Genomic DNA, 22,221 nt, shown 5'->3' on the forward strand with positions numbered 1-22,221 from the left:
GTCTCGCGGGACGCCCGACCCCGGCGTGGCGGGCCGGTGTCGCTCAGATGGCGAGCACGGTCTTGCCGCGTGCGCCGGGCGCTCCGATGACCGCCGGTCCCTCCGCGAGCGGGACGGTCGCGTCGATCGGCACGACCACGTCACCGGCGGCGACGCGCTGGATCAGCCGGGCCAGCTCCGGCGCTTTCCCCTTGGATTCGATGTTGCCCCCTTTCAGCGACCGTGCGCGCAGCGCGTCCTCGTCGGCCGCGAAGGTGGTGGAGTAGACGGTGCCGCCGTCGCGGACCAGCGTGGTCAGCTCCGCCAGCGCCTCGGGCGGGCTCACCAGATCGAACAGCACGTCGATGCCGTCCGGATGCGCGGCGGCGACCTGGTCGCGCACCGGTCCCGCGGTGTAGTCCACCGTCTCGGCCGCGCCCAAGCGGGTCATCTGATCGGCGGAGTCGCCGCGTGCCGTGGCGATGACGTGCGCGCCGGCGATATTGGCCAGCTGCACCAAGAAGGAGCCGACGCCGCCGGTCGCGCCCACGATCAGCACGGTCTGGCCCGGGTGGATGTGGGTGGCGTCCACGAGGTCCTGCGCGGTCACCCCGGCCGTCGGCAGCGCGGCGGCGGCGACGGTGGTCACGCCCGGCGGGATCGGCACCAGCGTGCCGCCCTCAGGGAGCACCGCGTACTCGGCGAAACTGCCGTGGCCCACCGGCGGTGTGAGGAACTTGCCGACCACCCGGTCGCCGATGGCGAACCGGCTGACGCCCGCGCCGATCGTGGCGACCGTGCCCGCCCCGTCGACTCCGAGGATCAGCGGAAAGTCGTGCGGCAGTTTGCCTTCCAGGAGGCCGGAGGCCACCTTTCGGTCGAAGGGATTCACCCCGGCCGCCTGGAGTTGGACCCGCACGGATCCGGGGCCCGGCTCGGGCATCGGCATCTCGGCCAGTTCCGGCGTCGCTCCGAACTTCCGTACCACGATCGCGCGCATCCATTCGCTCCTCGAGTCGGGGTGAAGAGTGCTGCAACAACTGACGGCCGAGGTCATCGTAGGCATCCGAAGGTCGCCGACGTGCGGAATCATCGCATCGGCGGTGTCGCGGGGCGTCGCTTTCGCCGATGCCGGGGCGTAGCGTTCGACACGATCCGGCGGCATCGGAGCGGCGTGGCGAAGAATTCGAAACTTGAGCGGAACAGACTCAACCTTTCGGACGTTGGACGGGTAGGAACGGCGCCGAGCCGAAGGCGGAGCGGGACGAAGCGACGGCTTCGGCCGGGCGAACACGCTCGGCGCCGTACGAATCGACTCGACTAGTAGGAAGGTGACTCGTGGACTCGTTCAATCCCACCACCAAGACCCAGGCCGCACTGACCGCCGCCCTGCAGGCGGCCTCCGCCGCGGGCAACCCGGAGATTCGTCCGGCGCACTTGCTGGTGGCGTTGCTGGACCAGACCGACGGCATCGCCGCGCCCTTGCTGAAGGCCGTCGGAACGGATCCGGCGGTCGTGCGCAACGAGGCACAGGCCATCGTGGACCGGCTGCCGCAGGCGACCGGCGCCACCACCACACCGCAGCTGGGCCGCGAGGCGCTCGCCGCGATCACCGCGGCGCAGCGCCTGGCCACCGAACTCGGTGACGAATACGTCTCCACCGAGCACGTGATGGTCGGTCTCGCCCAAGGCGACTCCGACGTGACGATGCTGCTCACCAAGTACGGCGCCACCGCCGACGCGCTGCGTGCGGCGTTCACCGCGGTGCGTGGCAGCGCCCGGGTGACCAGCCCCGATCCGGAGGGCAGCTACCAGGCGCTGGAGAAGTACTCCACCGACCTCACCGACGCCGCCCGCAACGGCAAACTCGACCCGGTCATCGGCCGGGACACCGAGATCCGCCGGGTGGTGCAGGTTTTGAGCCGTCGCACCAAGAACAACCCGGTGCTGATCGGCGAGCCGGGTGTCGGCAAGACGGCCATCGTCGAGGGGCTCGCCCAGCGCATCGTGGCGGGCGACGTCCCGGAGTCGCTGCGCGGCAAGTCCGTCGTGGCGCTCGACCTCGGCGCGATGGTCGCGGGCGCGAAGTACCGCGGCGAGTTCGAGGAGCGGCTCAAGGCCGTGCTCGAGGACATCAAGAACAGCGCGGGCCAGATCATCACGTTCATCGACGAGCTGCACACCATCGTCGGCGCGGGCGCCACCGGTGAATCGGCGATGGACGCGGGCAACATGATCAAGCCGATGCTGGCCCGCGGCGAGCTGCGCCTGGTCGGCGCGACCACGCTGGAGGAATACCGCCAGCACATCGAGAAGGACGCCGCCCTGGAGCGGCGCTTCCAGCAGGTGCTGGTCGGCGAGCCGTCGGTGGAGGACACCATCGGCATCCTGCGCGGCATCAAGGATCGCTACGAGGTGCACCACGGTGTGCGCATCACCGACTCCGCGCTGGTCGCCGCGGCTACGCTGTCGGACCGCTACATCACCTCCCGGTTCCTCCCGGACAAGGCGATCGACCTGGTAGACGAGTCGGCCTCGCGGTTGCGCATGGAGATCGACTCCCGCCCGGTGGAGATCGACGAGGTGGAGCGCGCGGTGCGCCGCCTGGAGATCGAGGAGGTCGCCCTCGCCAAGGAGACCGACGAGGCCTCCAAGCAGCGGCTGGAGAAGCTGCGCGCCGAACTCGCCGACGACCGGGAGAAGCTCAATCAGCTGACCACCCGTTGGCAGAACGAGAAGAGCGCGATCGACCAGGTGCGCACGCTCAAGGAGCAACTGGAAGCGCTGCGCGGCGAATCCGAACGCGCCGAGCGCGACGGTGATCTGGGCAAGGCGGCCGAACTGCGCTACGGCCGGATCCCCGCGCTGGAGAAGCAGCTCGCTCAGGCCGAGCAGTCCTCGGCCACCGCGGGCGACGGCGAGGTGATGCTCAAGGAAGAAGTCGGCCCGGACGACATCGCCGAGGTGGTGTCCTCGTGGACCGGCATTCCGGTGGGCCGGATGCTGGAAGGCGAGACCCAGAAGCTGCTGCGCATGGAGGAGGAGCTGGGTCGCCGCGTGGTCGGTCAGACCGAGGCGGTGCAGGCGGTGTCCGACGCGGTGCGCCGGGCGCGCGCGGGTGTCGCCGATCCGAATCGCCCCACCGGCTCGTTCATGTTCGTCGGCCCGACCGGCGTCGGCAAGACGGAGCTGGCGAAAGCGTTGGCGGACTTCCTGTTCGACGACGAGCGCGCCATGGTCCGCATCGACATGAGCGAGTACAGCGAGAAGCACTCGGTGGCCCGGCTGGTCGGCGCCCCGCCCGGCTACGTCGGTTACGACCAGGGCGGTCAGCTCACCGAGGCGGTGCGGCGCAGGCCCTACACGGTGGTGCTGTTCGACGAGATCGAGAAGGCGCACCCGGACGTGTTCGACATCCTGCTCCAGGTACTCGACGAGGGCAGGCTCACCGACGGCCAAGGCCGCACGGTGGACTTCCGCAACACCATCCTCATCCTCACCTCGAACCTGGGTGCGGGTGGTGACCAGGAGTTCGTCATGAACGCGGTGCGTTCGGCCTTCAAGCCGGAGTTCCTCAACCGCCTCGACGACGTGGTCATGTTCCACGCGCTCGACGAGGAGCAGTTGGAGCAGATCGTCGACATACAGCTCGATCAGCTGCAGAAGCGCCTGGCGCAACGCAGGCTGAAGCTGGAGGTCAGCGATTCGGCTCGGTTCTGGCTCGCCGTGCGCGGTTACGACCCCTCCTATGGCGCTCGTCCGTTGCGCAGGCTGATCCAGCAGGCCATCGGCGACTCCCTCGCCAAGGAGTTGCTGGCGGGCGAGGTCACCGACGGCGACAGCGTCAAGGTGGCCGTCAGCCCCGACGGGGACGGTCTGATCGTCGGAAGGTGATGAGTGAGCAAGCGGCCCCGCGCGTGCGGGGCCGCTTACCCTGGAAGCCATGACCAACCCGAACGATCCCTGGGGACAGCGGCCGGAGGATGCACCGACCGAGCACCTGGGTCCGCCGGGCAAGTCCGGCTACGGGGGCCCGGCGCACACCACGGCGTATCCCGACGCGTACGGCGCCGGCGCTCCGTCGGAATATCCCCCGACGGAGCAGTACGGATCCTGGGGCCCACCCCCGACGAACGCGACGCGCGCGTTCCCGTCCTACGACTCCCAGTGGGCCGCCTATCCGGACACCGCTCCGGGTGCGGCGGGGCCGCCCGGCGGCGCGATGCCGCCTGCCGGGGGAGTGCCGCAGGGACCACCACCGCAGCCGCCGCGCCGCAACACCGGTCTGTGGATCGCCCTCGGCATCGGCGTCGTGTTGCTCATCGGTGCGATCGGGGTGGTCTCGGGCGTGCTGCTGGGCGCAAGCGATTCCGGCTCGGCCGACACCGCGGCGGCACCGACGACGCGCGTCACCACGAGACCGGCGCCGGGAACCAGGAACGCCCAGCCGACCCCACCGAGCGGGTTGCCCAGCGTGCCCGGCCTCGGCGATGCCGACGGGCTCGGCGCGACCATGGGCACCATCACCGCGAACGACGGGGGCACCCTGACGGTGAGTTCGGTGATGGGCAACACCATCACGGTGCGCACGGACGCCAAGACGCAGGTGATCGCCTTGTCGGGCACGAAAGTATCCGATCTCGCCACCGGTGAGCTGGTGCTGATCCAGGGCGACAAGGCCGCGGACGGATCGATCCAGGCGAAGGTCATCATCGGTACCTCGCTGCCCGGCGGCGGACGATGAGCCGCGCCGGGCGCGGCCCGCGCGAAGCGCCGGGGGTAATGACGGACCATGTCCGGCCGGGACCATTAGGCTAGGCGTCGATGACGGCAATGTGGTTCGGGTTGGCGGCGATCGCGCTCGTGGGTGCGATCGTGCTGCTGTATTTCGATCGGCTCCAGCGTCAGCGGACCGGTCACGCGCGACAGGTGTGGGCGAAGTCGCAGGGCTATACCTATGTGTCCGTGGAACCCGCGCTGCCGTCCACGTGGCGGCGGGGCGCGCTGACCAAACTGGGCTATCTCTCCGCGGTCGACGTGGTCTCCGGCATCCGCAAGGGCGAGAAGTTCGTGCTGTTCGACTTGGAGGACTCCGCGACGCTGGTCGCGGTCCGCCGCCAGATCGGTTCGGACATCGACGTGGACATGCGGCTGAAGACGGCCGCGCCGCCCAAGGACCACGATCTGGAACTGCTCGGCGCCATCGGTGATCGCGTGGTGTTCGCGACCAATCCCGAAATCGCCAGGCACGCGGTCGATCAGCGCATGGTCGCGTTCATCGAGAATCTTCCGGACTCCGTACAGATGCTCTGGAGCGAGGGCAACTGGACGCTGGGCATGCTGCTGGTCGGCACCACCCCGAAGGACTGGGAAGGCGCGATCGACGCGGTGCTGCGCCTGTCCGGCCTGCTGCACGTGCTGCCACCGGTCAGCGAGCCGCACTTCGACGACGGCGGACCCGAGCCGGGCCGCTCCCGGCCTCGCGAGCGTCAGCGGGGCGAGAACGTCCGGGGCCCCGAGGACGACGCGGGCGACCGTGCGCGCCCGGAGGCCGAAGGCGACGAGCGGTCCGATGACGACTCCCACGCCGGCGAGCGAGCCGAGGAGCGGGGATCGGAACCGGCGCGCCGCCCGTCGCTGGCCGTCGTGCCGAACACCCGCGCCCGCGTGCGCGAGGACGACGGGCCTCGGTCACATGAGGAACGCGACGAGCGCGCCGAGGGCCGGGCCGACTCCGAGTCGCGGCAGCGGCCCGCCGACCCGCCCGGTGGACCGTTCCATCCCGGCTTCCGCCCCTACCAGGGACCCGTGCCGAAGTGACCGGCCGCGCGCCCACCGCGGTCGGACCCGAGCGACTGCCATCGATCGCGCCGTCATGACCGAGCATCCCCGGCTGCCCGGCGCCACCCGCCCGGTGGCTTTGATCACCGGACCGACCTCGGGTATCGGCCGCGGTTACGCGACCCGGCTGGCCTCCCTCGGCTACGACTTGGTGCTGGCCGCCAGGGACGAGCAGCGCCTCACCGCCCTCGCGACCGAGATGGAACACCGCTTCGGTACCCGCTCGGAGCTGCTCGTCGCCGACCTGGCCGGGGCCGAGGATCGCGAGCGGGTCGCGGCGCGGCTGGCCGACGGCGTCGAATTCCTGGTGAACAACGCCGGTTTCGCGCGGTCAGGGGAGTTCTGGACATTGCCGCCCGAGCAGTTGCAGGCGCAACTGGACGTCAACGTCACCTCCGTGGTGCGGCTCACCAGGGCCGCGCTGCCGCCGATGATCGCGGCGGCCAACGGCTGCGTCGTCAACGTGGCCAGCGTGGCAGGCCTGATTCCCGGACGAGGGTCGACGTACTCGGCGTCCAAGGCATACGTCGTATCCTTCACGGAAGGGTTGGCAGGCGGATTGGCCGGGACCGGAGTCCGGGTCCAAGCCCTGTGCCCGGGATTCGTCCGCACGGAATTCCACCAGCGAGCAGGCATCGAGATGTCCTCGCTGCCGAAAGCGTTGTGGCTGAGCGTCGACCAGGTAGTCGCCGGCTCACTGCGTGATCTGGAGAAGGGCCGGGTGCTCAGCGTGCCCGGTGTGCAGTACAAAGCGCTCACCACCGTCGCCGGAATGATCCCGCGAACCCTGGGGGCCCGGCTCAATCGCGGGCTGTTCAACGCACGCGGAAGGACTTGACATGATCGACGTGATTACCAACGACAGGGACCGGCTGGCCGCGCTGGTACGCGAGCTCGCCGTCGTGCACGGCCGGGTGACCCTGTCCTCGGGCAAAGAGGCCGACTACTACGTCGACCTGCGCCGCGCGACGCTGCACCACGGCGCGGGCCCGCTGATCGGCAAGCTGCTGCGCGAACTCGTCGCGGACTGGGACTTCGACGCCGTCGGCGGCCTGACCATGGGCGCGGACCCGGTGGCGCTGGCCGTGCTGCACGCGCCCGGCCGCCCGATCGACGCCTTCGTGGTGCGCAAGGCCGCGAAGTCGCACGGCATGCAGCGCCAGATCGAAGGCCCCGATGTCGTGGGCAAGCGGGTGCTGGTCGTGGAGGACACCACGACGACCGGCAATTCGCCCCTGACCGCGGTGCGCGCGTTGCGCGCTGCGGGCGCTACCGTGGTCGGCGTCGCCACCGTCGTCGACCGGGAAACCGGCGCCGACCAGGTGATTGCCGCGGAAGGTCTGGAGTACCGGTCGATCCTCGGCTTGAAGGATCTCGCCCTGGGATAGCCTGGACGAGGTGTAAGTCTTCGAAGGTGAAGGGTCGTGTGAGTCTCCAGTGGTGAGCATTGCAGTCAACAGGAGCCGCGAGAACGTCGCGATGCTCGGAATCGGCGCTTACCGACCCGAACGCCTGGTCAGCAACGCGGAGGTCTGCGAGGTCCTGGATTCCACCGACGAGTGGATCTTCGAGCGCACCGGCGTCCGCAACCGGCGCTGGATCAGCGGTGACGAGACGCTCCGGTCGATCGCGGCGGCGGCGGGCGAGCGCGCGATCGTCAACAGCGGCGTCGACCGGTCGAAGATCGGCGCCGTGATCCTGGCCACCTCCAGCTGGCTGACCCTCACCCCGCACGGCGCGCCGCAGGTGGCCTATGACATCGGCATGAACGGCGTCCCCGCTTTCGACCTGACCTCCGGCTGCGGCGGCTTCGGATACGGCCTCGGCGTGGCCGCCGACATGATCCGATCCGGTTCCGCCGAGTACGTCCTGCTCATCGGCGCCGAGACGATGACCGTCGGACTCGACCCCACCGACCGCGGCACCGCGATGATCTTCGGTGACGGCGCGGGCGCGGTCGTGGTCGGCCCGAGCGACGAGAACGGCATCTCGCCGACTGTGTGGGGCAGCGACGGCGAGAACGCCGCAGCGATCATGCAGGACATCGATTTCCTCGAGTACATGCAGCGCGCTCAGGCCATGCAGGGGCTCGACCCGGCGGTGGATCCGGTCGGCCGGATGTCGCTGCGGATGGAGGGCCCCCGCGTCTTCCGCTGGGCCGCGGTCACCCTGCCGCGCGCGCTGTCCACCGCGCTCGAGGTCTCCGGCGTGGCCAAGGAGGACATCGAGGTCTTCGTCCCGCATCAGGCCAATGCCCGGATCAACGAGCTGATGAAGAAGAATCTCGGGCTGGCCGACGAGATCCCGATGGCCAACGACATCGAGAACACCGGAAACACCTCCGCCGCGTCCATTCCGCTCGCGATCGAGGAAATGCTGGTCACCGGCAAGGCCAAGGGCGGGCAGACGGCGTTGCTGCTCGGCTTCGGCGCGGGGCTGAGTTACGCGGGACAAGTCGTCACGCTGCCGCCCGCGCCCACCGAGCCGAGCTTCTGACCATGCGGCCGTTCCGAGCCGGATATCTCGCGGCGGCGGCGCTCACCGTCTTCGGCGCCGTCACCGGGCGGGAGAAGGCGCAGTGGATCGCGAAGCCGCTGCTGATGCCGCTGCTCGCGGCGGACGTGGCCACCGAAGGCCGAGAGCTGCCGTCCACCGAGCGCACGGTGCTGATCGGGTCGCTGGGCGCGGCCACGGTCGGCGACATCCTGCTCATCGATCCGGACGACGATCGCAGGCTGATCGCGGGCGCCTCGTCGTTCGCGGTGATGCAGGCCGGATACTCCACGCTGTGGTGGCGGATGGGTGGCAGGCCCGCCGTCGGGGTGGCCGTACCCCGGGTGGCCGCCTGGCTGGGTGCGGCCGGGTTGCTGCGGAAGAAGGCCCCTTCGGTGGCCGCGCCGCTGACCGCGTACGGCGTCACCTTGGGTACCGCGGCCGTGCTCGCGTCGGACCCTGCGCTGGCGCCCGCCACGAAAAACGTTGCGGGAGTGAACATTCCCGGTACCGATCCGCGCAGCCGCCTCGGCGTCGGAGCGCTGCTGTTCACCGTCTCGGACGGGCTGATCGTGCTGCGGCGGTTGTTCGCGCGCGGCGAGCGGACCCGGCGGGTGGCCGAAGGCGTGATCCTGGCGACCTATGCGGCCGCGCAGTACCTGCTCGCCGATCCGAAAGCGCACGTGAAGCCGGTGCTCACAGCACCAGAATGATGCGATCCCGGTTCGCCGGGTCGACGCGGATGGAGAGGATCTCGCCGACCGCGAGCCGGGGTTTGTCGGCCGGGGTGGCGTCGAAAACCACAGTGCCGCGGTAACTCTCGGAGCCCGGTACGGTCAGTTCCAGATCCAGCTCGGTGAGCTCCGTGTAATGGTCGGTGCGCTCGAGTGGGTGCACGCCCTCGACGGTCGCCCAGCCTTCCAGCCCGTGCCGCCACAAGCGGCGATCCGCCTTGGACGGCCGTCCGGCGAGCATCATCCCGATGCCGACGCACGAACCGAACAACCCGACCAACGCCACGATCTGATACGGCACCGTCCCCGGCGGCGTCCGATGCACCACCCACCCCAACCACAGCGCCAGCAGGATCAGATACCCGGCGGTCACCCCGAGCACCGTGCGCAGTATCCGCTCGTGATCCATACCAGCCTCCACCCCGAGTGCCAGACCTCCAGGATAGGCCCGGCGCCTTCGGCGGTGCGGCGCTATTCGCCCGGATAATCGCTGGACAGGGCGATAAGGTCGATCGTGACCGGAGTTCCGGCCAGCTCGACTGTTACCGAGCCCGATCGCTCGGCGACGAGTTCGTAGTCGCTGTCGATCAGTCGGTAGGCGCTGAGGCTGGCCGGCTCGTCGAGGTCGATGAGCCAATAGTGCTCGATGCCGACGTCGGCGTACTCGAAGAACTTGGTGACACGATCGGTTCGCCGGGAACCGGCCGACAGTATTTCGACGGCGAGTTTCACATCCTCGGGATGAACGCGTGCGAGATCGTCCGTGAGCGCTTTGCGGCGGATGACCAAGACGTCCGGCACGCGCACCGTAGGGGGTTGCACCGGATCGACTACCAACTCCGCCTCGCCTACCGCAGCAAGCTCTTTCGGTAGTTGAGGGTGGATTTGCGCCGCGAGTTGCCAGACCGCGAATTGATGGCGCAAGACCGGCCTCGGTGACACGACCAGAACCCCCTCGACAAGCTCGTAATTTCGGCTGCTGTCCTCCGGCAGCGCAATCCAGTCCTCCAGGGTCAGCAGATGATCAGGCCAGTTCACGTCGACGGTCATCGCTTCCTCCCCTCCCCGCACGGATACCGCGTTGGGGCCAGTCTGGCATAACGTGCCGACAAACCACAGCGTCGTCAGCCCTTGAGTCGCAATACCGCCAGGACGCGGCGGTGGTGAGTGTCGGAGGGCGGTAGGTCGAGCTTGAGGAAGATATTGCCGATGTGCTTTTCCACCGCCCGCTCGGTGACGGTCAGGGCGGCGGCGATGGCGCTGTTGGACAGGCCTTGGGCCATCAGCTCGAGCACCTCGCGTTCCCGCGGGGTGAGGCGGGCCAGCACATCCTGCTGACGTGAGGCGCCCATCAATTGACTCACCACCTCCGGGTCGAGCGCGGTCCCTCCGGTGGCCACGCGGTGCAGCGCGTCCACGAAGTCACGGACGTCGGCGACCCGGTCCTTGAGCAGGTAGCCCACGCCGCTCGCGCCACCGGCCAGCAATTCCGTGGCATAGCGGGTCTCGACCCACTGGGAGAACACCAGTACGCCGGTCATCGGGTATTTGCGGCGCAATTCGATGGCGGCCAGAAGCCCCTCGTCGGTGTAGCTGGGCGGCATCCGCACGTCCACCACGACGACATCGGGGTTATGTGTGCCGACCACGTCGGCGAGAGTGGTCGCGTCGCCGACCATGGCGACCACCTCGTGGCCGCGTTCGGTCAGCAGCCCGGCGAGCCCGTCGCGCAGGATGGCGCTGTCCTCGGCGATCACGAGGCGTAGTCCGTCACTCATCGTGACCCCGCCAGCGGCAGCAGAATCGTCACCACCGTCGGCCCACCGGCCGGGCTGTGCACGGTCAGCGTCCCGTCCACGGTGCGGGCCCGCGCCGCGAGGCCGGACAACCCGCTGCCCGCGCCGAGCGCGCCGTCGACGGGCGTCATCACGCCGCCGATACCGTTGTCCCGCACTGTTACCGCGATCGTCCGCCCGTCACCCGGCAGCGCCGAGACCCACGCGCTGGTGGCCCGCGCGTGCCGCACCACGTTCGTCAGCAATTCGGCCACCGAGAAATACGCGATCGCTTCGATGGCCGGAGTGGGCCGTTCGGGCAGATGCACCCGCAGCTGCACCGGCACCGAGCAGCGCGCCGCCAGCGTCTCCAGCGCCGGTCCGAGCCCCAATTCCAATGCGGGCGGGTGGATTCCGCGCACCAGTTCGCGCAGTTCGGTCAGCGCCTCCTTGGAACCCGCGCGCGCCTCGGCGATGAGGTCGCTGGGATCGCCGCCCGCGGCCAGCCGATCCTCCGCACGGCCCAGCGCCATCGCGATGGTGACCAGTCTGGCCTGAGTACCGTCGTGCAGGTCGCGTTCCAGTCTGCGCAGCGTGGCCGCGGAGTCCTCGACGGCGGTGCGCCTGCTCTCCTGCAACTCGGTCACTCGGCGATCGCGGGTCGTCGCGCCGAGCAGCGCGATCGTCAACAGCCCGTGCAACCAGCAGACGCCGCGCAGCAGCCAGGGCAGCGCCAGGCAGCCGAGCGCTCCCACCAGTGCGAACGCCAGCACTTTCGGCCAGCTGTCGAGGTAGAGACCGCCGAACTGGACCATCGACTGGTGCTCGACACCGTTCTCGTCGACATTCGTCGGGCGGATCAGTGCCCATGGGATCGGGGAAAGCGCGGTGAACATGGTCATCGCCACCGCGACGAGCACCAGGTAACCCACCGCGACGCCGAGCACCGCCTGCGCGAGCAGGAACAATGCCGCTCGCCATGCCGCCCGATCGGTGAAGGCGCTGCGGAAGAATCCGATCAGGCCGGACGCGGGTGCGAACGGCGGGGGCGGCGCGACGACGATGCCGAGCAGATCTTTGGCCAGGGCGCGGTAGATCCGGCCCCACAGCCGTCCGCCGAGCAGCACGCCTGCCAGCACCGGCAGGCCGATGACGGTGATCGCGAGATACAGCCCGCCGCCGAAGCCGAGGAACAGGTAGGCGACGGCCAGGCAGCCAAGCACGAAAACGGTGAGAACGTAGACGAGTTCCTTCCAGAACCGGGCGCGCACGGGTGCGAGCAGGACCGATCGAAGGACATGCTCTTCCGGTTCCGGCGCACTGGCCGGCGCGTCGAGCACGAGGGTCGGTTCGGTGTGTGTCTCGGTCATGGAATCCATGGTGGTCGCGGCGATTCCGGGGGTCGATGGAGCCGACCGCCGAAAAAGTGGTGTAGGCAGCCACACCTACTACGATCCTGCTGATGAGCTACCCGCCGCAGCCGCCGCCGTACGGCTATCCAGCCTATGGGGCCTACGGAGCACCGGACCACCCGCAATCCACCACGATCTTGATCCTGGGCATCCTGAGTCTCGTGCTGTGTCAGTTCATCGGACCTTTCGCGTGGGTGATGGGCAAGCGGGCGCTCAACGAGATCGACGCGTCCGGTGGAACCATCGGTGGCCGGGGGAATGTCAACGCGGGATACATCTGCGGCATCATCGCGACCGGGCTGCTGTGCGTGAGCCTGCTGTTCCTGCTGTTGATGTTGGTGCTCGCCCTGGTCGGCGTGTTCGCGGGAAGCTCGTCCGGCTACTGAGCCACGCGTCGCGGGCGCGGTGCCCGGAATTAGCATCATGAAGGTGAGTCACCCAGCGCCGGACGCGGCGGAGCAGGATCTACCCGGCCCGACCGAGTGGGGCGAGCACCCCAACGGCGTCGGTCCGTGGGCGAGCGAGCACGCCGAGCCGCCGCCGGATGATCCGCGCCTCGATCCCGAACTGCTGGTCGGTGGCGACCGCCGCAACGTGGTCGACGCCTACCGCTACTGGAGCCGCGAGGCCATCGTGGCCGATATCGACCGGCGTAGGCACCCGTTCCACGTCGCGATCGAGAATTTCGGGCACGACGCGAACATCGGCACGGTGGTCCGCACGGCGAACGCCTTCGCCGCCGCGGCCGTGCACATCGTCGGGCGTCGGCGCTGGAATCGCCGGGGCGCCATGGTGACCGATCGCTACCAGCACATCCGCCACCACGCCGACATCGGCGAACTGCTGGCGTTCAGTGAGCGCGCGGGCCTGACCGTGGTCGCCGTCGACAATGTGCCGGGTTCGGTGCCGCTGGAGACGGTCACGCTGCCGCGCGCGTGCCTACTGCTGTTCGGCCAGGAAGGCCCCGGTGTCACCGACCATGCCAAGCAGGCCGCCGTGATGACGGTGTCGATCGCGCAGTTCGGCTCGACCCGCAGCATCAACGCGGGCGTGGCCGCCGGGATCGCCATGCACGCCTGGATCCGGCAACACGCCGATCCGGCGACCGCATGGTGAGCGCCGGACCCGCGCACGATCGTCTGAGCTGGCGATCTTCGCCCCCGGAAGCCCACCGGCACGATTCCACATCGCTTTCGTAACAAATCGGGCGCATAAATGCGTTCTGGCCTGGCACCATTGACCCATGACCTCGCGGAGCGACGATATCGAGGTGCCGAGCGTGGAGCACGCCGAGACGGGCTCCGCGGCACCGCGTCCGCCGACCGGCCGGGCACCGGCGGGCCGGGAGGCCGTCGCGCCGGCGACGCTGTGGTCCGAACGGGCCGATATGGCCGAATCGTCGATCATCTCCCGGCATCTGCGCGCGCTGTGGGCGCTCCCTGGCACCGAACTCGGTGTGGTCGGCTGGCCGGCGACCAAGCGGGAGCGAATCTTCGGCGCGTGGCACTACTGGTGGCAGGCGCATCTGATCGAGTGCGCGACCGACGCCGCGAATCGGGCGCCGACTCCGCTGCGCCGCAGGCGAATCGCCGCGCTGGCGCGCTCACACCGCATCCGCAACATCACCGGCTGGACCAACCGTTACTACGACGACATGGCCTGGCTCGCCATCGCGCTGGAACGCGCCGAGCGCACCCAGGGCACCGACGTGCGCAGTGCGCTGGTCGCGCTGGAGAAGCAGCTGTACGACGGCTGGCAGCCGCAGGTCGGCGGCGGCCTGCCCTGGCGCATCGGCTCGGACTACTTCAACGCGCCCGCGAACGGTCCTGCCGCGATCGCGCTGTTGCGCCTCGGGCGCGTCCAACGCGCTCAGGAGATGTCCGACTGGCTGGACGCGACCCTGCGCGATCCGGAGACCGGGTTGATCCTGGATGGCATTCACCTACCCTCCGGCGAGATCGAGCGTCCCGTGTTCAGCTACTGCCAGGGTGTGGCGCTCGGCCTGGAGACCGAGCTCGCCGTGCAGACCGGCGAACCCAGGCATACCGAACGCGTGTCCCGGCTGCTCGCGGCCGTCGAGGAACACATGACCACCGACGGTGTGGTCGACGGTGGTGGCGGCGGCGACGGCGGCCTGTTCAACGGCATCCTGGCCCGATACCTGGCGCTGGTCGCGGTGATGCTGCCGGGCGAGGACGCCCAGCAAATCGCCGACCGCCGCGCGGCCGCCGCTATCGTCACCGCGTCCGCCGAGGCGGCGTGGGCGAACCGGCTGCAAGTCGAGGGCGAGCCACTGTTCGGGCACGACTGGAGCAAGCCCGCGCGACTGCCCGGCGGCAGCGCGGGAGCTGGTTACCTCACCTCCGGCGGCTCGGTCACCTCGTCGAAAGTGCCGGGACGCGACATGTCGGTGCAGTTGTCCGGCTGGCTGCTCATGGAGGCGGCCTACCAGGTCAGCGCCGCTGGGCTGTGACCGAGTATCAGCCCTCGGGCTCCAGCACGGCGCTCGGAGCCGTTTCCAGCGCGAAGTCCTCGGCGGGTTGCGACATCTCCTGCCGGTAGTGCCGCACGCCGAGCGCCGTCCCGATGATCAGGCCCACCACCAGCGTGCCGATCACGATCGGCATCAGCCATTGCACGCGCTGCAGGAAGCTGCCCGCGTAGTACCCGATGAGCAACAGCACCGGCGCCCAGACGATCGCGCCGATCGTGCTGGCGACTGTGAACTTACGGTGGTCCATCCGCGCGGCGCCTGCTACCGAGGGGCACAGGGTGCGCACCCACGGGATCCACCGGGCGATCAGCACCGCGACGAAGCCGTGCCGATGCAGCAGCTCCGCGACGCGTTGCAGGTTGCGGACGTTGATGTATCTGCCGTTCTTCCTGGCCACCAGGTGTCGTCCGGTGCGGTGCCCGATGACGTAGCCGACCTGATTGCCCGCGATGGCCGCGACCATCGCGCCCACCGACAGCGCCCAGACGTGCGTTTCACCCGAGGCGTGCGACGCCATCACGATGCCCGCGGTGATCAGCATCGAGTCACCGGGCAAGAACAGCCCGAGGATCACCGCGCACTCGAGGAAAACGAAGGTCAGCACCACCGTCCAGACGAGCGCGGGGCCCGCCGACAGTAGCGGATCGAAACTGCCCACGGCTAGGGGCGACGATTCCGTCGTCACCGGCTTCAGCGGGTGGACTCGCTGGTCGAGGCGGGCAGCTTCGCCTCGGCCTGCTCTTGCGCCTGCGCATTGCGGCCGAGCAGCTTCTTCGCCACCGCGCTGATGCCGGGCAGGATCGACACGAAGACGATGAGCAAGAAGATCGCCTCGACGTGGTCCCGGATGAACGCGACGTTGCCCAGGAAGTAGCCGAGCACCGTGACACCGCCGCCCCACAGCAGCGCGCCGACGATGTCGAACGCGACGAACTTGCGGTAGTCCATCTTGGAGACACCTGCCAGCACCGGCATGAAGGTGCGCACGATCGGCACGAAGCGGGCCAGGATGATCGTCTTCGGCCCGTGCTTTTCGAAGAACTCGTGCGTTTGCGTCACGTAGTGCTTCTTGAAGAAACGGGTGTCCTCTTTGTGGAACAGCGCGGGCCCGATCGCCCGGCCGATCCAATACGCGCACTGGTCTCCCGCGAACGCGACCAGGACGACGGCGGGCACCAGCACCCAGATCGACACCGGCGGATTCGGCTGCGCGGCGAGCAGGCCGCCGGTGAACAGCAGCGAGTCGCCGGGCAGGATCGGGAACAGCAAGCCGGTCTCGATGAAGACGATGACCAGGATGGCCGGCAGCACCGCGTCCTTCAGCCACGTCTCCGTGAGCAGGTGCATCGGATCGAGCAACTCGGTCAACGCGAGGTTACTCGTCACCGATTCTGTCGCTGCCTGCAGAATCACGTGGCCTCCTGTCCCGATACGGCTGGCCTGCATCGCTTGCCACCGCGTCGGAAGCTGCCAGCGCAAATTACCGGCCCCACAGTACCGGCTCCACCTGAAAAAGCTCGTGCTGTGCGCAAAATTACCGGCGGGTCAACTGCGCACTCCCTCCCTGCATACCAGGCGAAACACCGCTGCCTTAGGGTGAAGGCTGACAAAATAGGTCTTTGCCGCACAACACGGAGGTCTTACAGTGCCCATCGCGACTCCGGAGGTCTACGCCGAGATGCTCGGTCGGGCCAAAGCCAATTCCTTCGCATTCCCGGCCATCAACTGCACGTCGTCGGAGACGATCAACGCGGCCATCAAGGGTTTCGCGGACGCGGGCAGCGACGGCATCATCCAGTTCTCCACCGGCGGCGCGGAATTCGGCTCCGGCCAGGGTGTGAAGGACATGGTCACGGGCGCGGTGGCGCTGGCCGAGTTCGCGCACGTGGTCGCGGCCAGGTACGACGTGACCATCGCGCTGCACACCGACCACTGCCCGAAGGACAAACTGGGCACTTTCGTCCGTCCACTGCTGGCGATCTCCCAGGAGCGGGTCAACGCCGGCCAGAACCCGCTGTTCCAGTCGCACATGTGGGACGGTTCCGCGATTCCGATCGACGAGAACCTCGAGATCGCCAAGGAGCTGTTGAAGGCCACCCACGCCGCGAACATCATTCTCGAGGTCGAGATCGGTGTCGTCGGCGGTGAGGAGGACGGCGTCGAGGCCGAGATCAACGAGAAGCTCTACACCTCGCCGGAGGACTTCCAGAAGACGATCGACGCCCTTGGCGCGGGCGAGAACGGCAAGTATCTGCTCGCGGCCACCTTCGGCAACGTGCACGGCGTGTACAAGCCGGGCAACGTGGTGCTCAAGCCCGAGGTGCTCGCCGAGGGCCAGCGCGTCGCGGCGGCCAAGCTCGGCCTCGGCGCCGACGCGCAGCCGTTCGACTTCGTCTTCCACGGCGGTTCCGGCTCGCTGAAGTCCGAGATCGAGGACTCGCTGCGCTTCGGCGTGGTGAAGATGAACGTCGACACCGACACCCAGTACGCGTTCACCCGGCCGGTCGCCGGGCACATGTTCGCCAACTACGACGGCGTGCTGAAGATCGACGGCGAAGTGGGCAACAAGAAGGCCTACGACCCGCGCAGCTACCTGAAGAAGGCCGAGGCGTCGATGTCGGCGCGTGTGGTGGAGGCGTGCAACGACCTGCACTCGGCCGGACGCTCGATCAGCGCCTGACCCTGATACACCCGTCAGGGGCTTGGTGCACATGAGTTTGGATGTGCGCGTGCTCGGGCCCGTGCGGCTGCTCGTCGGTGGTGAACCGGTGGCCGTCGGCGGGCCCAAACCGCGAGCTCTGCTCGCCGCGCTCACGGTGAATCGGCGGCGCGCGGTGTCGTCGGCCGCGCTCGCCGATCTGGTGTGGAACGAGGAACCGCCCGACGCCTATGCCGCCAGCCTGCAGGTCTTCGTCTCCAACATCCGCAAGGCGCTGCGTAATTCCGGGGTGGACCCGGCGACGGTGCTGCGCACCGAGTCGTCGGGCTATCGGTTGGAGATCGACGAGACCGCGTGCGATCTGGGACGTTTCGAAGCGGCGCGGGAGGCGGGCGCCCGTGCCGCCGAGGCGGGTGATCACGCCGGGGCGGCGCAGCTGTTCGGCTCCGCGCTGCGCGAGTGGAGCGGCCGGGCGCTGGCCGATCTGGCCGGATTGCAGTTCGCCGACGGGTTCGCCACCGCCATGGACGAGGAGCGGTTACTGGCCGCGGCGGCCCGGATCGACGCCGAGATCGCTTGCGGGCGAGCGTCCTCGGTGATCGGCGAGCTGGTGGCGATGACCAACGAGCACCCGTTGCGTGAACCGCTGTGGGGCCAGTTGATCACCGCGCTGTATCTGTCCGGACGGCAGGCGGACGCGCTGGAGGCGTGCCGGAAGGTGCGCGGCGTGCTCGCCGACGAGCTCGGCATCGACCCGGGGCCGGCGCTGATCGACCTGGAGCAGCGCGTGCTGCGGCAGGAGCCGCTGAGCACGGTCGAACTCCGGCAGGTCGAGCGCCTGGCCGCGGCGATGACCGAGACGGTCACCGAGGTGCCGCGTGCGGTGCGCAGCGGTCAGCTGCGGATGCCGGACGGTCGCGTGGTGGCGATCGCGCAGGGCGGCCTGCGTATCGGGCGGATGACCGACAACGACTTGGTGCTGGAGGACCCGCGGGCCAGCCGCTATCACGCGCACATCATGCCGAGTCGCTCCGGTCTGCTCATCAAGGATCTGCATTCGGCCAACGGCGTCTACGTCAACGACGACGCGATCGACAGCGGCGTGCTGCTCGCCGACGGCGACCTGATCCGGATCGGCGCGACGATCCTGACCTTCCAGGCGCTGCACTAGTCGCAGGCGATCCCGTCGCCGTCCCGGTCCAGCTGGGCGTTGAAGCCGGGCTGCCCGCGGTACAGCGGCCCGGCGCCCTCGGCGCGCACCTGGTCGCAGTCGGTGTAGATCTTCGGCGACCGCTCGGCGGGTTCTTCGGGTCGCTCGCTGTCCCCCTTCGGCCCGGATCGGTTGTGCGGGATCGGATGGTCGTCGTGCGGTCCGGCGATCGCGACGGCCGGGGGCGGGACGGCGGACGCCGCCGACGGCACGAGCGCGCACGCTCCGGCCGCCAGCAGCGCCGCCCCGATCACGGGTGCGACGCGGAGAACTGACTTGGTCACGTCTCCATCCTGCTCCCGGATCGTCCGGCGCGCCTCACTCGCAAGCGATTCCGTCGTTGTCCCGGTCCAGGTGGGGGGCGTAACCCGGCTGTCCACGCCGCAGCGGGGCCTTACCGGCGTTGCGGACCTCCGTGCAGTTCTTGTAGTAGGGACCCGGGGGCGCTTGCGGTGGCAGGTTGTTCGGCGGCGGATTGTTCGGGGCCGGTGGATTGTTCGGGGCCGGCGGATTGCTCGGGGCCGGCGGATTGCTCGGCTGCGGCGGAGTTTGCGGCGGTGCCGCCTGCGGTGGGCAGAACTGTGCGGATCCGGAACCGCAGAGCAGGTCGGTGAGTGGATCTGCCGCCGCGACGGGCGAGCCGAGGGTGACAACGGCGGTGGCGAGCACACCGGCGGAGCCGATGCCGAGCACGGCGCGCAGGAGTGGGTTCTTCATGTGATCCGTTCTTGGTCAAGGCCGGGCATGATGGAACATGCACGGCGGCAAAGGTTTCGAACTATGGCGCGGAGTCTGCTCCGTGCGGCCACTCTCCCCGACTGGAGTCGTCGCGAAATGGACGCTAGCAAATCCGGGGCGTTTCACCTTGCAAATGAAGCAATTTTGTCCTATTTATTGGGCGTGTCGTTCTGACAGCCTTCGAAAGGCGAACGGGGTAGGGTCGTTCCGCTGGTTCGTCTTCGCAAGATTCGTGTCCGCAATGGATTTCGAGGGGTTTGCTATGGCGATGCGAATGCTCGCCGCGGTCGGTGCGATCGTGGTCGGCGCGGGAATGCTCGTCTACGCCGACGGGCCTGCCGCCGCCGCGCCCGAAGCGGCGAGCCCTCTCGCGGGAGTGGGTCCGTGCGCGACCGACCCGGTGGCGACCCACGAGCCTTTGGTGCCGAAAACGCTGGAGGTGCCGATTCCCTATCCGGTGATCACCGTGCTCCCGCCACAGCTGCCGGAATCCGCGCCGAAGCGAACGCGGATGGAGCTCCCGCCGGATCCCTGCGCGAATCCGTGCCCGGATCTCACCGATCTGCCCGGCGCGCCACCGAGTCTCGCCGGACAGCTCGGGATCCCCGAAATCCTGCTCAATCCCAAACCGTTCCACTTCGCGATCCCCGGCCCCGGCCCGGACCCCGGTCAGGTGCCCCCACCACCCGCGCCGGTGCGGCCGCCGATCGAGCCCGCGGCGCAGTCACCGGCTCGCCCCGCGCCGCGGCTCGGCCCAGCTCGCGAGGTGGCGAAGCTGACCGGCGCGAACTCGGTGAACCGCACCGACAAACGCTGGCAGGTGGACGGCACCGACCTCGGCATCATGTGGGAGAGCGCACCGGGCGAGATCGCGACCGCGTTCGGCGACACCGTCGGGCGCGGCTTCCATCCGCCGGGTGGCATGGGGCTGGATTGGCGCAGCAACGTCCTCGCCTTCAGCACCGACCGGGATCTCGCCGACGGGGTGACCTTCGACCGCATGGTGACCGACGACCGCTGCCACGCGGCCGAGGTGCTCTCCAGCCGCAAACTCGACAATGTCGAGGTCACCACCATTCCCACCTCGGGTTTCGCGCTGGGCGAGCGACAGTATCTGAGCTACATGTCCATTCGGACCTGGAACAGCCTGCCCGGCACCTTCTTCACCAACTACGGCGGCATCGCCTACTCCGACGATCACGGCCAGACCTGGACGAAGGACCCGCACGCGCGCTGGGACAACATCTTCGGGCTGGCGAATTTCCAGGTGAGCGCGATGGTGCCGCACGGGGGTTACGTCTACATGTTCGGCACGCCCAACACCCGCCTGGGCGCGGTGGGCTTGGCTCGGGTGCCCGAGGACCAGCTGCTCAACACCACCGCCTACCAGTATTGGCGGGATGGCGCCTGGACCCCCGTCGGTGGCTTCGGCTCGGCCACGCCGATCGTGGACGGTCCTGTCGGTGAACTGTCGGTCCGCTACGACGCCGCCCGCGAGGTCTGGCAGATGAGCTATCTGGACACGACGAAGGCGGCGCTGGTCGTACGCGAGGCGGACACACCGCAGGGCGTGTGGTCGGAGAGCACGCCGACGGTGTCGGCGCTGAGCTATCCGGAGCTGTACGGAGGCTTCATCCACCCGTGGTCTTCGGGTAGGGATCTCTACTTCACCATGTCGACCTGGAGTGACTACAACGTGTACCTGATGCACTCGGTCGTCGGCGAGTGAGCCGCTCGGGTCAGCGGAGCCGGACCTCGGCCAGCGCGCGACCGAACAGCTTGCGACCCTCGGACGAGCCGCCGAGCAGGATGGTCGCGGTGCGCGCGGCGGCGTCCAGCGACTTGATCCGGCCGGTGAACTCCACCGTGCCCGCCGCGTCGGCGGCGACCGGAACGAAGCCGGAGAAGCGCACGCTGAACTTCTGGATCGCGGTGGGATCGCCCAGCCACGAGGTGAGATAGTCACCCGCCAAGCCCATGGTCAGCATGCCGTGCGCGACCACCGTCGGCAGCCCGGCCAGCTGTGCGGCGTGGTCGCTGAAGTGGATCGGATTGGCGTCGCCGGACACGCCCGCGTAGTTCGCCAGGTCGCCGCGGGTCAGCTGGAACGCACGGTCGGGTAGCTGATCGCCAGGAGCAAGCTCGTCGAAGGCGGGCAGCGTGTGCACGGGCGTGGACTCGTGCTCGACCGGCTCCACCAACGGGCTGACGCCGAGCGACACCAGCACATCGTTGTGCGCGGGGTCGGTACTCCGGGATTCGACCGGGCGCCCGTGCATCATGACGTTCTCGACGATGTCGTCGAGCGTGTCGTCGACCTCGGCTCCGCGGCGCGCGACGATCGTGGTCGACCCGACGATGGCGACCTCGCCGTGCTGGTTGCTCAGCGTGAAGCGCACCAAGATGAAGTCGTTGTCGCCGAACTGGCGGATCGATTCGATGACGATCTCGCTGCGCATCCGGTCGCCGGCCAGGATCGGCCGGTAGATCTCGAAGACCTGATCGGTCTGCAGGAACTGGGAGAGGTCGTACTCGGTGAGCACCGTGTCGAGCAGCGCCCTGGTCCCGGTCATCCCGATCACCGAGGCGAAGGTCGGCGGCGCGATGAGCCCGGGATACCCGAGCGCGCGTGCGTCGGCTTCGTGCTGGTGCGCCGCGTGGTGGTTCTGTACCGCGCGGGCGAATTCCCGGACCTTCTCCCGGCCGACCTCGTAGTGGTCACGCACCCGGAATCGCTGTCCGATCGGCGTCACCGGGACGACATCGATATCCGGCCGCGCCATCGTCTGCTCCCTGCTCATGATCCCGGCCATGCTACTGCCGGACCGGACCATTGACCAGGTGAGTGTGACGTGTGTGACCGGCATCGATGCGTGGCGGCTATCA

At 68.8% G+C, this 22,221-nt stretch carries 23 protein-coding genes; 13 read left to right on the forward strand and 10 right to left on the reverse strand.

Annotation, left to right across the window (positions count from 1 at the left end):
* Positions 1–43 precede the first annotated feature (43 nt).
* Positions 44–979, reverse strand: coding sequence for an NADP-dependent oxidoreductase (locus tag ACWESM_RS11990; RefSeq protein ID WP_355071503.1), 936 nt, complete (start codon positions 977–979; stop codon positions 44–46).
* A gap of 338 nt (positions 980–1,317) precedes the next feature.
* On the opposite strand from ACWESM_RS11990, the gene clpB reads away from it, so the two are divergent.
* The 7 genes from clpB (at position 1,318) to ACWESM_RS12025 (ending at position 9,026) form a co-directional block, all read left to right on the forward strand.
* Positions 1,318–3,873 carry an ATP-dependent chaperone ClpB gene (clpB, locus tag ACWESM_RS11995; protein ID WP_356962850.1) on the forward strand — a complete coding sequence of 852 codons (2,556 nt, stop codon included), beginning with the start codon at positions 1,318–1,320 and terminating at the stop codon, positions 3,871–3,873.
* A 49-nt stretch (positions 3,874–3,922) separates the two neighbouring features.
* Entirely contained in the window at positions 3,923–4,723 is an 801-nt protein-coding gene (locus ACWESM_RS12000) for a DUF5666 domain-containing protein (RefSeq protein ID WP_355071506.1), read from the forward strand.
* 80 nt (positions 4,724–4,803) lie between these two features.
* Positions 4,804–5,799 carry a hypothetical protein gene (locus ACWESM_RS12005; protein WP_397276314.1) on the forward strand — a complete coding sequence of 332 codons (996 nt, stop codon included), beginning with the start codon at positions 4,804–4,806 and terminating at the stop codon, positions 5,797–5,799.
* A 55-nt stretch (positions 5,800–5,854) separates the two neighbouring features.
* Positions 5,855–6,658, forward strand: a complete 804-nt coding sequence (locus ACWESM_RS12010; protein WP_356962847.1) for an SDR family NAD(P)-dependent oxidoreductase — start codon at positions 5,855–5,857, stop codon at positions 6,656–6,658.
* A gap of 1 nt (position 6,659) precedes the next feature.
* Entirely contained in the window at positions 6,660–7,208 is a 549-nt protein-coding gene (gene pyrE, locus ACWESM_RS12015) for an orotate phosphoribosyltransferase (RefSeq protein WP_355071509.1), read from the forward strand.
* Between the two features lie 49 nt (positions 7,209–7,257).
* Positions 7,258–8,316 (forward strand): beta-ketoacyl-ACP synthase 3, encoded by a 1,059-nt coding sequence (locus ACWESM_RS12020; RefSeq protein WP_364424680.1) that lies wholly within the window; start codon positions 7,258–7,260, stop codon positions 8,314–8,316.
* A 2-nt stretch (positions 8,317–8,318) separates the two neighbouring features.
* Positions 8,319–9,026, forward strand: a complete 708-nt coding sequence (locus ACWESM_RS12025; protein WP_364424677.1) for a lysoplasmalogenase — start codon at positions 8,319–8,321, stop codon at positions 9,024–9,026.
* Here the strand turns inward: ACWESM_RS12025 and ACWESM_RS12030 are convergent.
* The 4 genes from ACWESM_RS12030 to ACWESM_RS12045 all read right to left on the reverse strand — a co-directional run bounded on the left by ACWESM_RS12030 (position 9,010) and on the right by ACWESM_RS12045 (position 12,192).
* Positions 9,010–9,456: a hypothetical protein gene (locus ACWESM_RS12030; protein ID WP_355071515.1), complete on the reverse strand. Its 447-nt coding sequence runs from the start codon at positions 9,454–9,456 to the stop codon at positions 9,010–9,012. The genes ACWESM_RS12025 and ACWESM_RS12030 overlap by 17 nt on opposite strands.
* A 62-nt stretch (positions 9,457–9,518) precedes the next feature.
* The gene (locus ACWESM_RS12035; protein ID WP_364424675.1) at positions 9,519–10,097 is read right to left on the reverse strand and encodes a Uma2 family endonuclease; all 579 of its coding nucleotides are present in this window, start codon (positions 10,095–10,097) and stop codon (positions 9,519–9,521) included.
* A 74-nt stretch (positions 10,098–10,171) separates the two neighbouring features.
* A complete protein-coding gene (locus ACWESM_RS12040; RefSeq protein ID WP_452491651.1) occupies positions 10,172–10,825 on the reverse strand; it encodes a LuxR C-terminal-related transcriptional regulator in 654 nt (217 codons plus the stop codon).
* Positions 10,822–12,192, reverse strand: coding sequence for a sensor histidine kinase (locus tag ACWESM_RS12045; RefSeq protein WP_397276319.1), 1,371 nt, complete (start codon positions 12,190–12,192; stop codon positions 10,822–10,824). Before ACWESM_RS12045 ends, ACWESM_RS12040 begins: the two co-directional genes overlap by 4 nt.
* Before the next feature lie 92 nt (positions 12,193–12,284).
* Between ACWESM_RS12045 and ACWESM_RS12050 the strand changes: the two genes are divergently transcribed.
* From ACWESM_RS12050 to ACWESM_RS12060, 3 genes are all read left to right on the forward strand, one after another.
* The gene (locus ACWESM_RS12050) at positions 12,285–12,620 is read left to right on the forward strand and encodes a DUF4190 domain-containing protein (protein WP_356962841.1); all 336 of its coding nucleotides are present in this window, start codon (positions 12,285–12,287) and stop codon (positions 12,618–12,620) included.
* A 37-nt stretch (positions 12,621–12,657) separates the two neighbouring features.
* A complete protein-coding gene (locus ACWESM_RS12055; protein WP_452491652.1) occupies positions 12,658–13,350 on the forward strand; it encodes a TrmH family RNA methyltransferase in 693 nt (230 codons plus the stop codon).
* A 271-nt stretch (positions 13,351–13,621) separates the two neighbouring features.
* Entirely contained in the window at positions 13,622–14,707 is a 1,086-nt protein-coding gene (locus ACWESM_RS12060; RefSeq protein ID WP_452491791.1) for a glycoside hydrolase family 76 protein, read from the forward strand.
* Positions 14,708–14,714: 7 nt separating this feature from the next.
* Here the strand turns inward: ACWESM_RS12060 and ACWESM_RS12065 are convergent, their stop codons facing one another.
* Both ACWESM_RS12065 and ACWESM_RS12070 read right to left on the reverse strand, forming a co-directional pair.
* Positions 14,715–15,413, reverse strand: coding sequence for a DedA family protein (locus ACWESM_RS12065; protein WP_355071523.1), 699 nt, complete (start codon positions 15,411–15,413; stop codon positions 14,715–14,717).
* Positions 15,414–15,418: 5 nt separating this feature from the next.
* The gene (locus ACWESM_RS12070) at positions 15,419–16,075 is read right to left on the reverse strand and encodes a DedA family protein (protein WP_355072109.1); all 657 of its coding nucleotides are present in this window, start codon (positions 16,073–16,075) and stop codon (positions 15,419–15,421) included.
* Between the two features lie 298 nt (positions 16,076–16,373).
* Here ACWESM_RS12070 and fbaA point away from each other — a divergent pair, with 298 nt between their 5' ends.
* Both fbaA and ACWESM_RS12080 read left to right on the forward strand, forming a co-directional pair.
* A complete protein-coding gene (fbaA, locus tag ACWESM_RS12075; RefSeq protein WP_452491654.1) occupies positions 16,374–17,408 on the forward strand; it encodes a class II fructose-bisphosphate aldolase in 1,035 nt (344 codons plus the stop codon).
* Between the two features lie 31 nt (positions 17,409–17,439).
* Positions 17,440–18,558: a BTAD domain-containing putative transcriptional regulator gene (locus ACWESM_RS12080; RefSeq protein WP_355071526.1), complete on the forward strand. Its 1,119-nt coding sequence runs from the start codon at positions 17,440–17,442 to the stop codon at positions 18,556–18,558.
* Here the strand turns inward: ACWESM_RS12080 and ACWESM_RS12085 are convergent.
* Positions 18,555–18,881 (reverse strand): excalibur calcium-binding domain-containing protein, encoded by a 327-nt coding sequence (locus tag ACWESM_RS12085; RefSeq protein ID WP_364424665.1) that lies wholly within the window; start codon positions 18,879–18,881, stop codon positions 18,555–18,557. The two genes, ACWESM_RS12080 and ACWESM_RS12085, sit on opposite strands and share 4 nt — an antisense overlap.
* A gap of 34 nt (positions 18,882–18,915) precedes the next feature.
* Positions 18,916–19,314, reverse strand: a complete 399-nt coding sequence (locus ACWESM_RS12090; protein ID WP_364424663.1) for an excalibur calcium-binding domain-containing protein — start codon at positions 19,312–19,314, stop codon at positions 18,916–18,918.
* Between the two features lie 283 nt (positions 19,315–19,597).
* Here ACWESM_RS12090 and ACWESM_RS12095 point away from each other — a divergent pair, with 283 nt between their 5' ends.
* Entirely contained in the window at positions 19,598–21,064 is a 1,467-nt protein-coding gene (locus tag ACWESM_RS12095) for a DUF4185 domain-containing protein (RefSeq protein ID WP_452491657.1), read from the forward strand.
* Between the two features lie 10 nt (positions 21,065–21,074).
* Here the strand turns inward: ACWESM_RS12095 and ACWESM_RS12100 are convergent, their stop codons facing one another.
* Positions 21,075–22,136: a fused (3R)-hydroxyacyl-ACP dehydratase subunits HadA/HadB gene (locus tag ACWESM_RS12100; protein WP_356962832.1), complete on the reverse strand. Its 1,062-nt coding sequence runs from the start codon at positions 22,134–22,136 to the stop codon at positions 21,075–21,077.
* Between the last annotated feature and the right edge of the window lie 85 nt (positions 22,137–22,221).

Source organism: Nocardia sp. NPDC003999 (assembly GCF_053604885.1).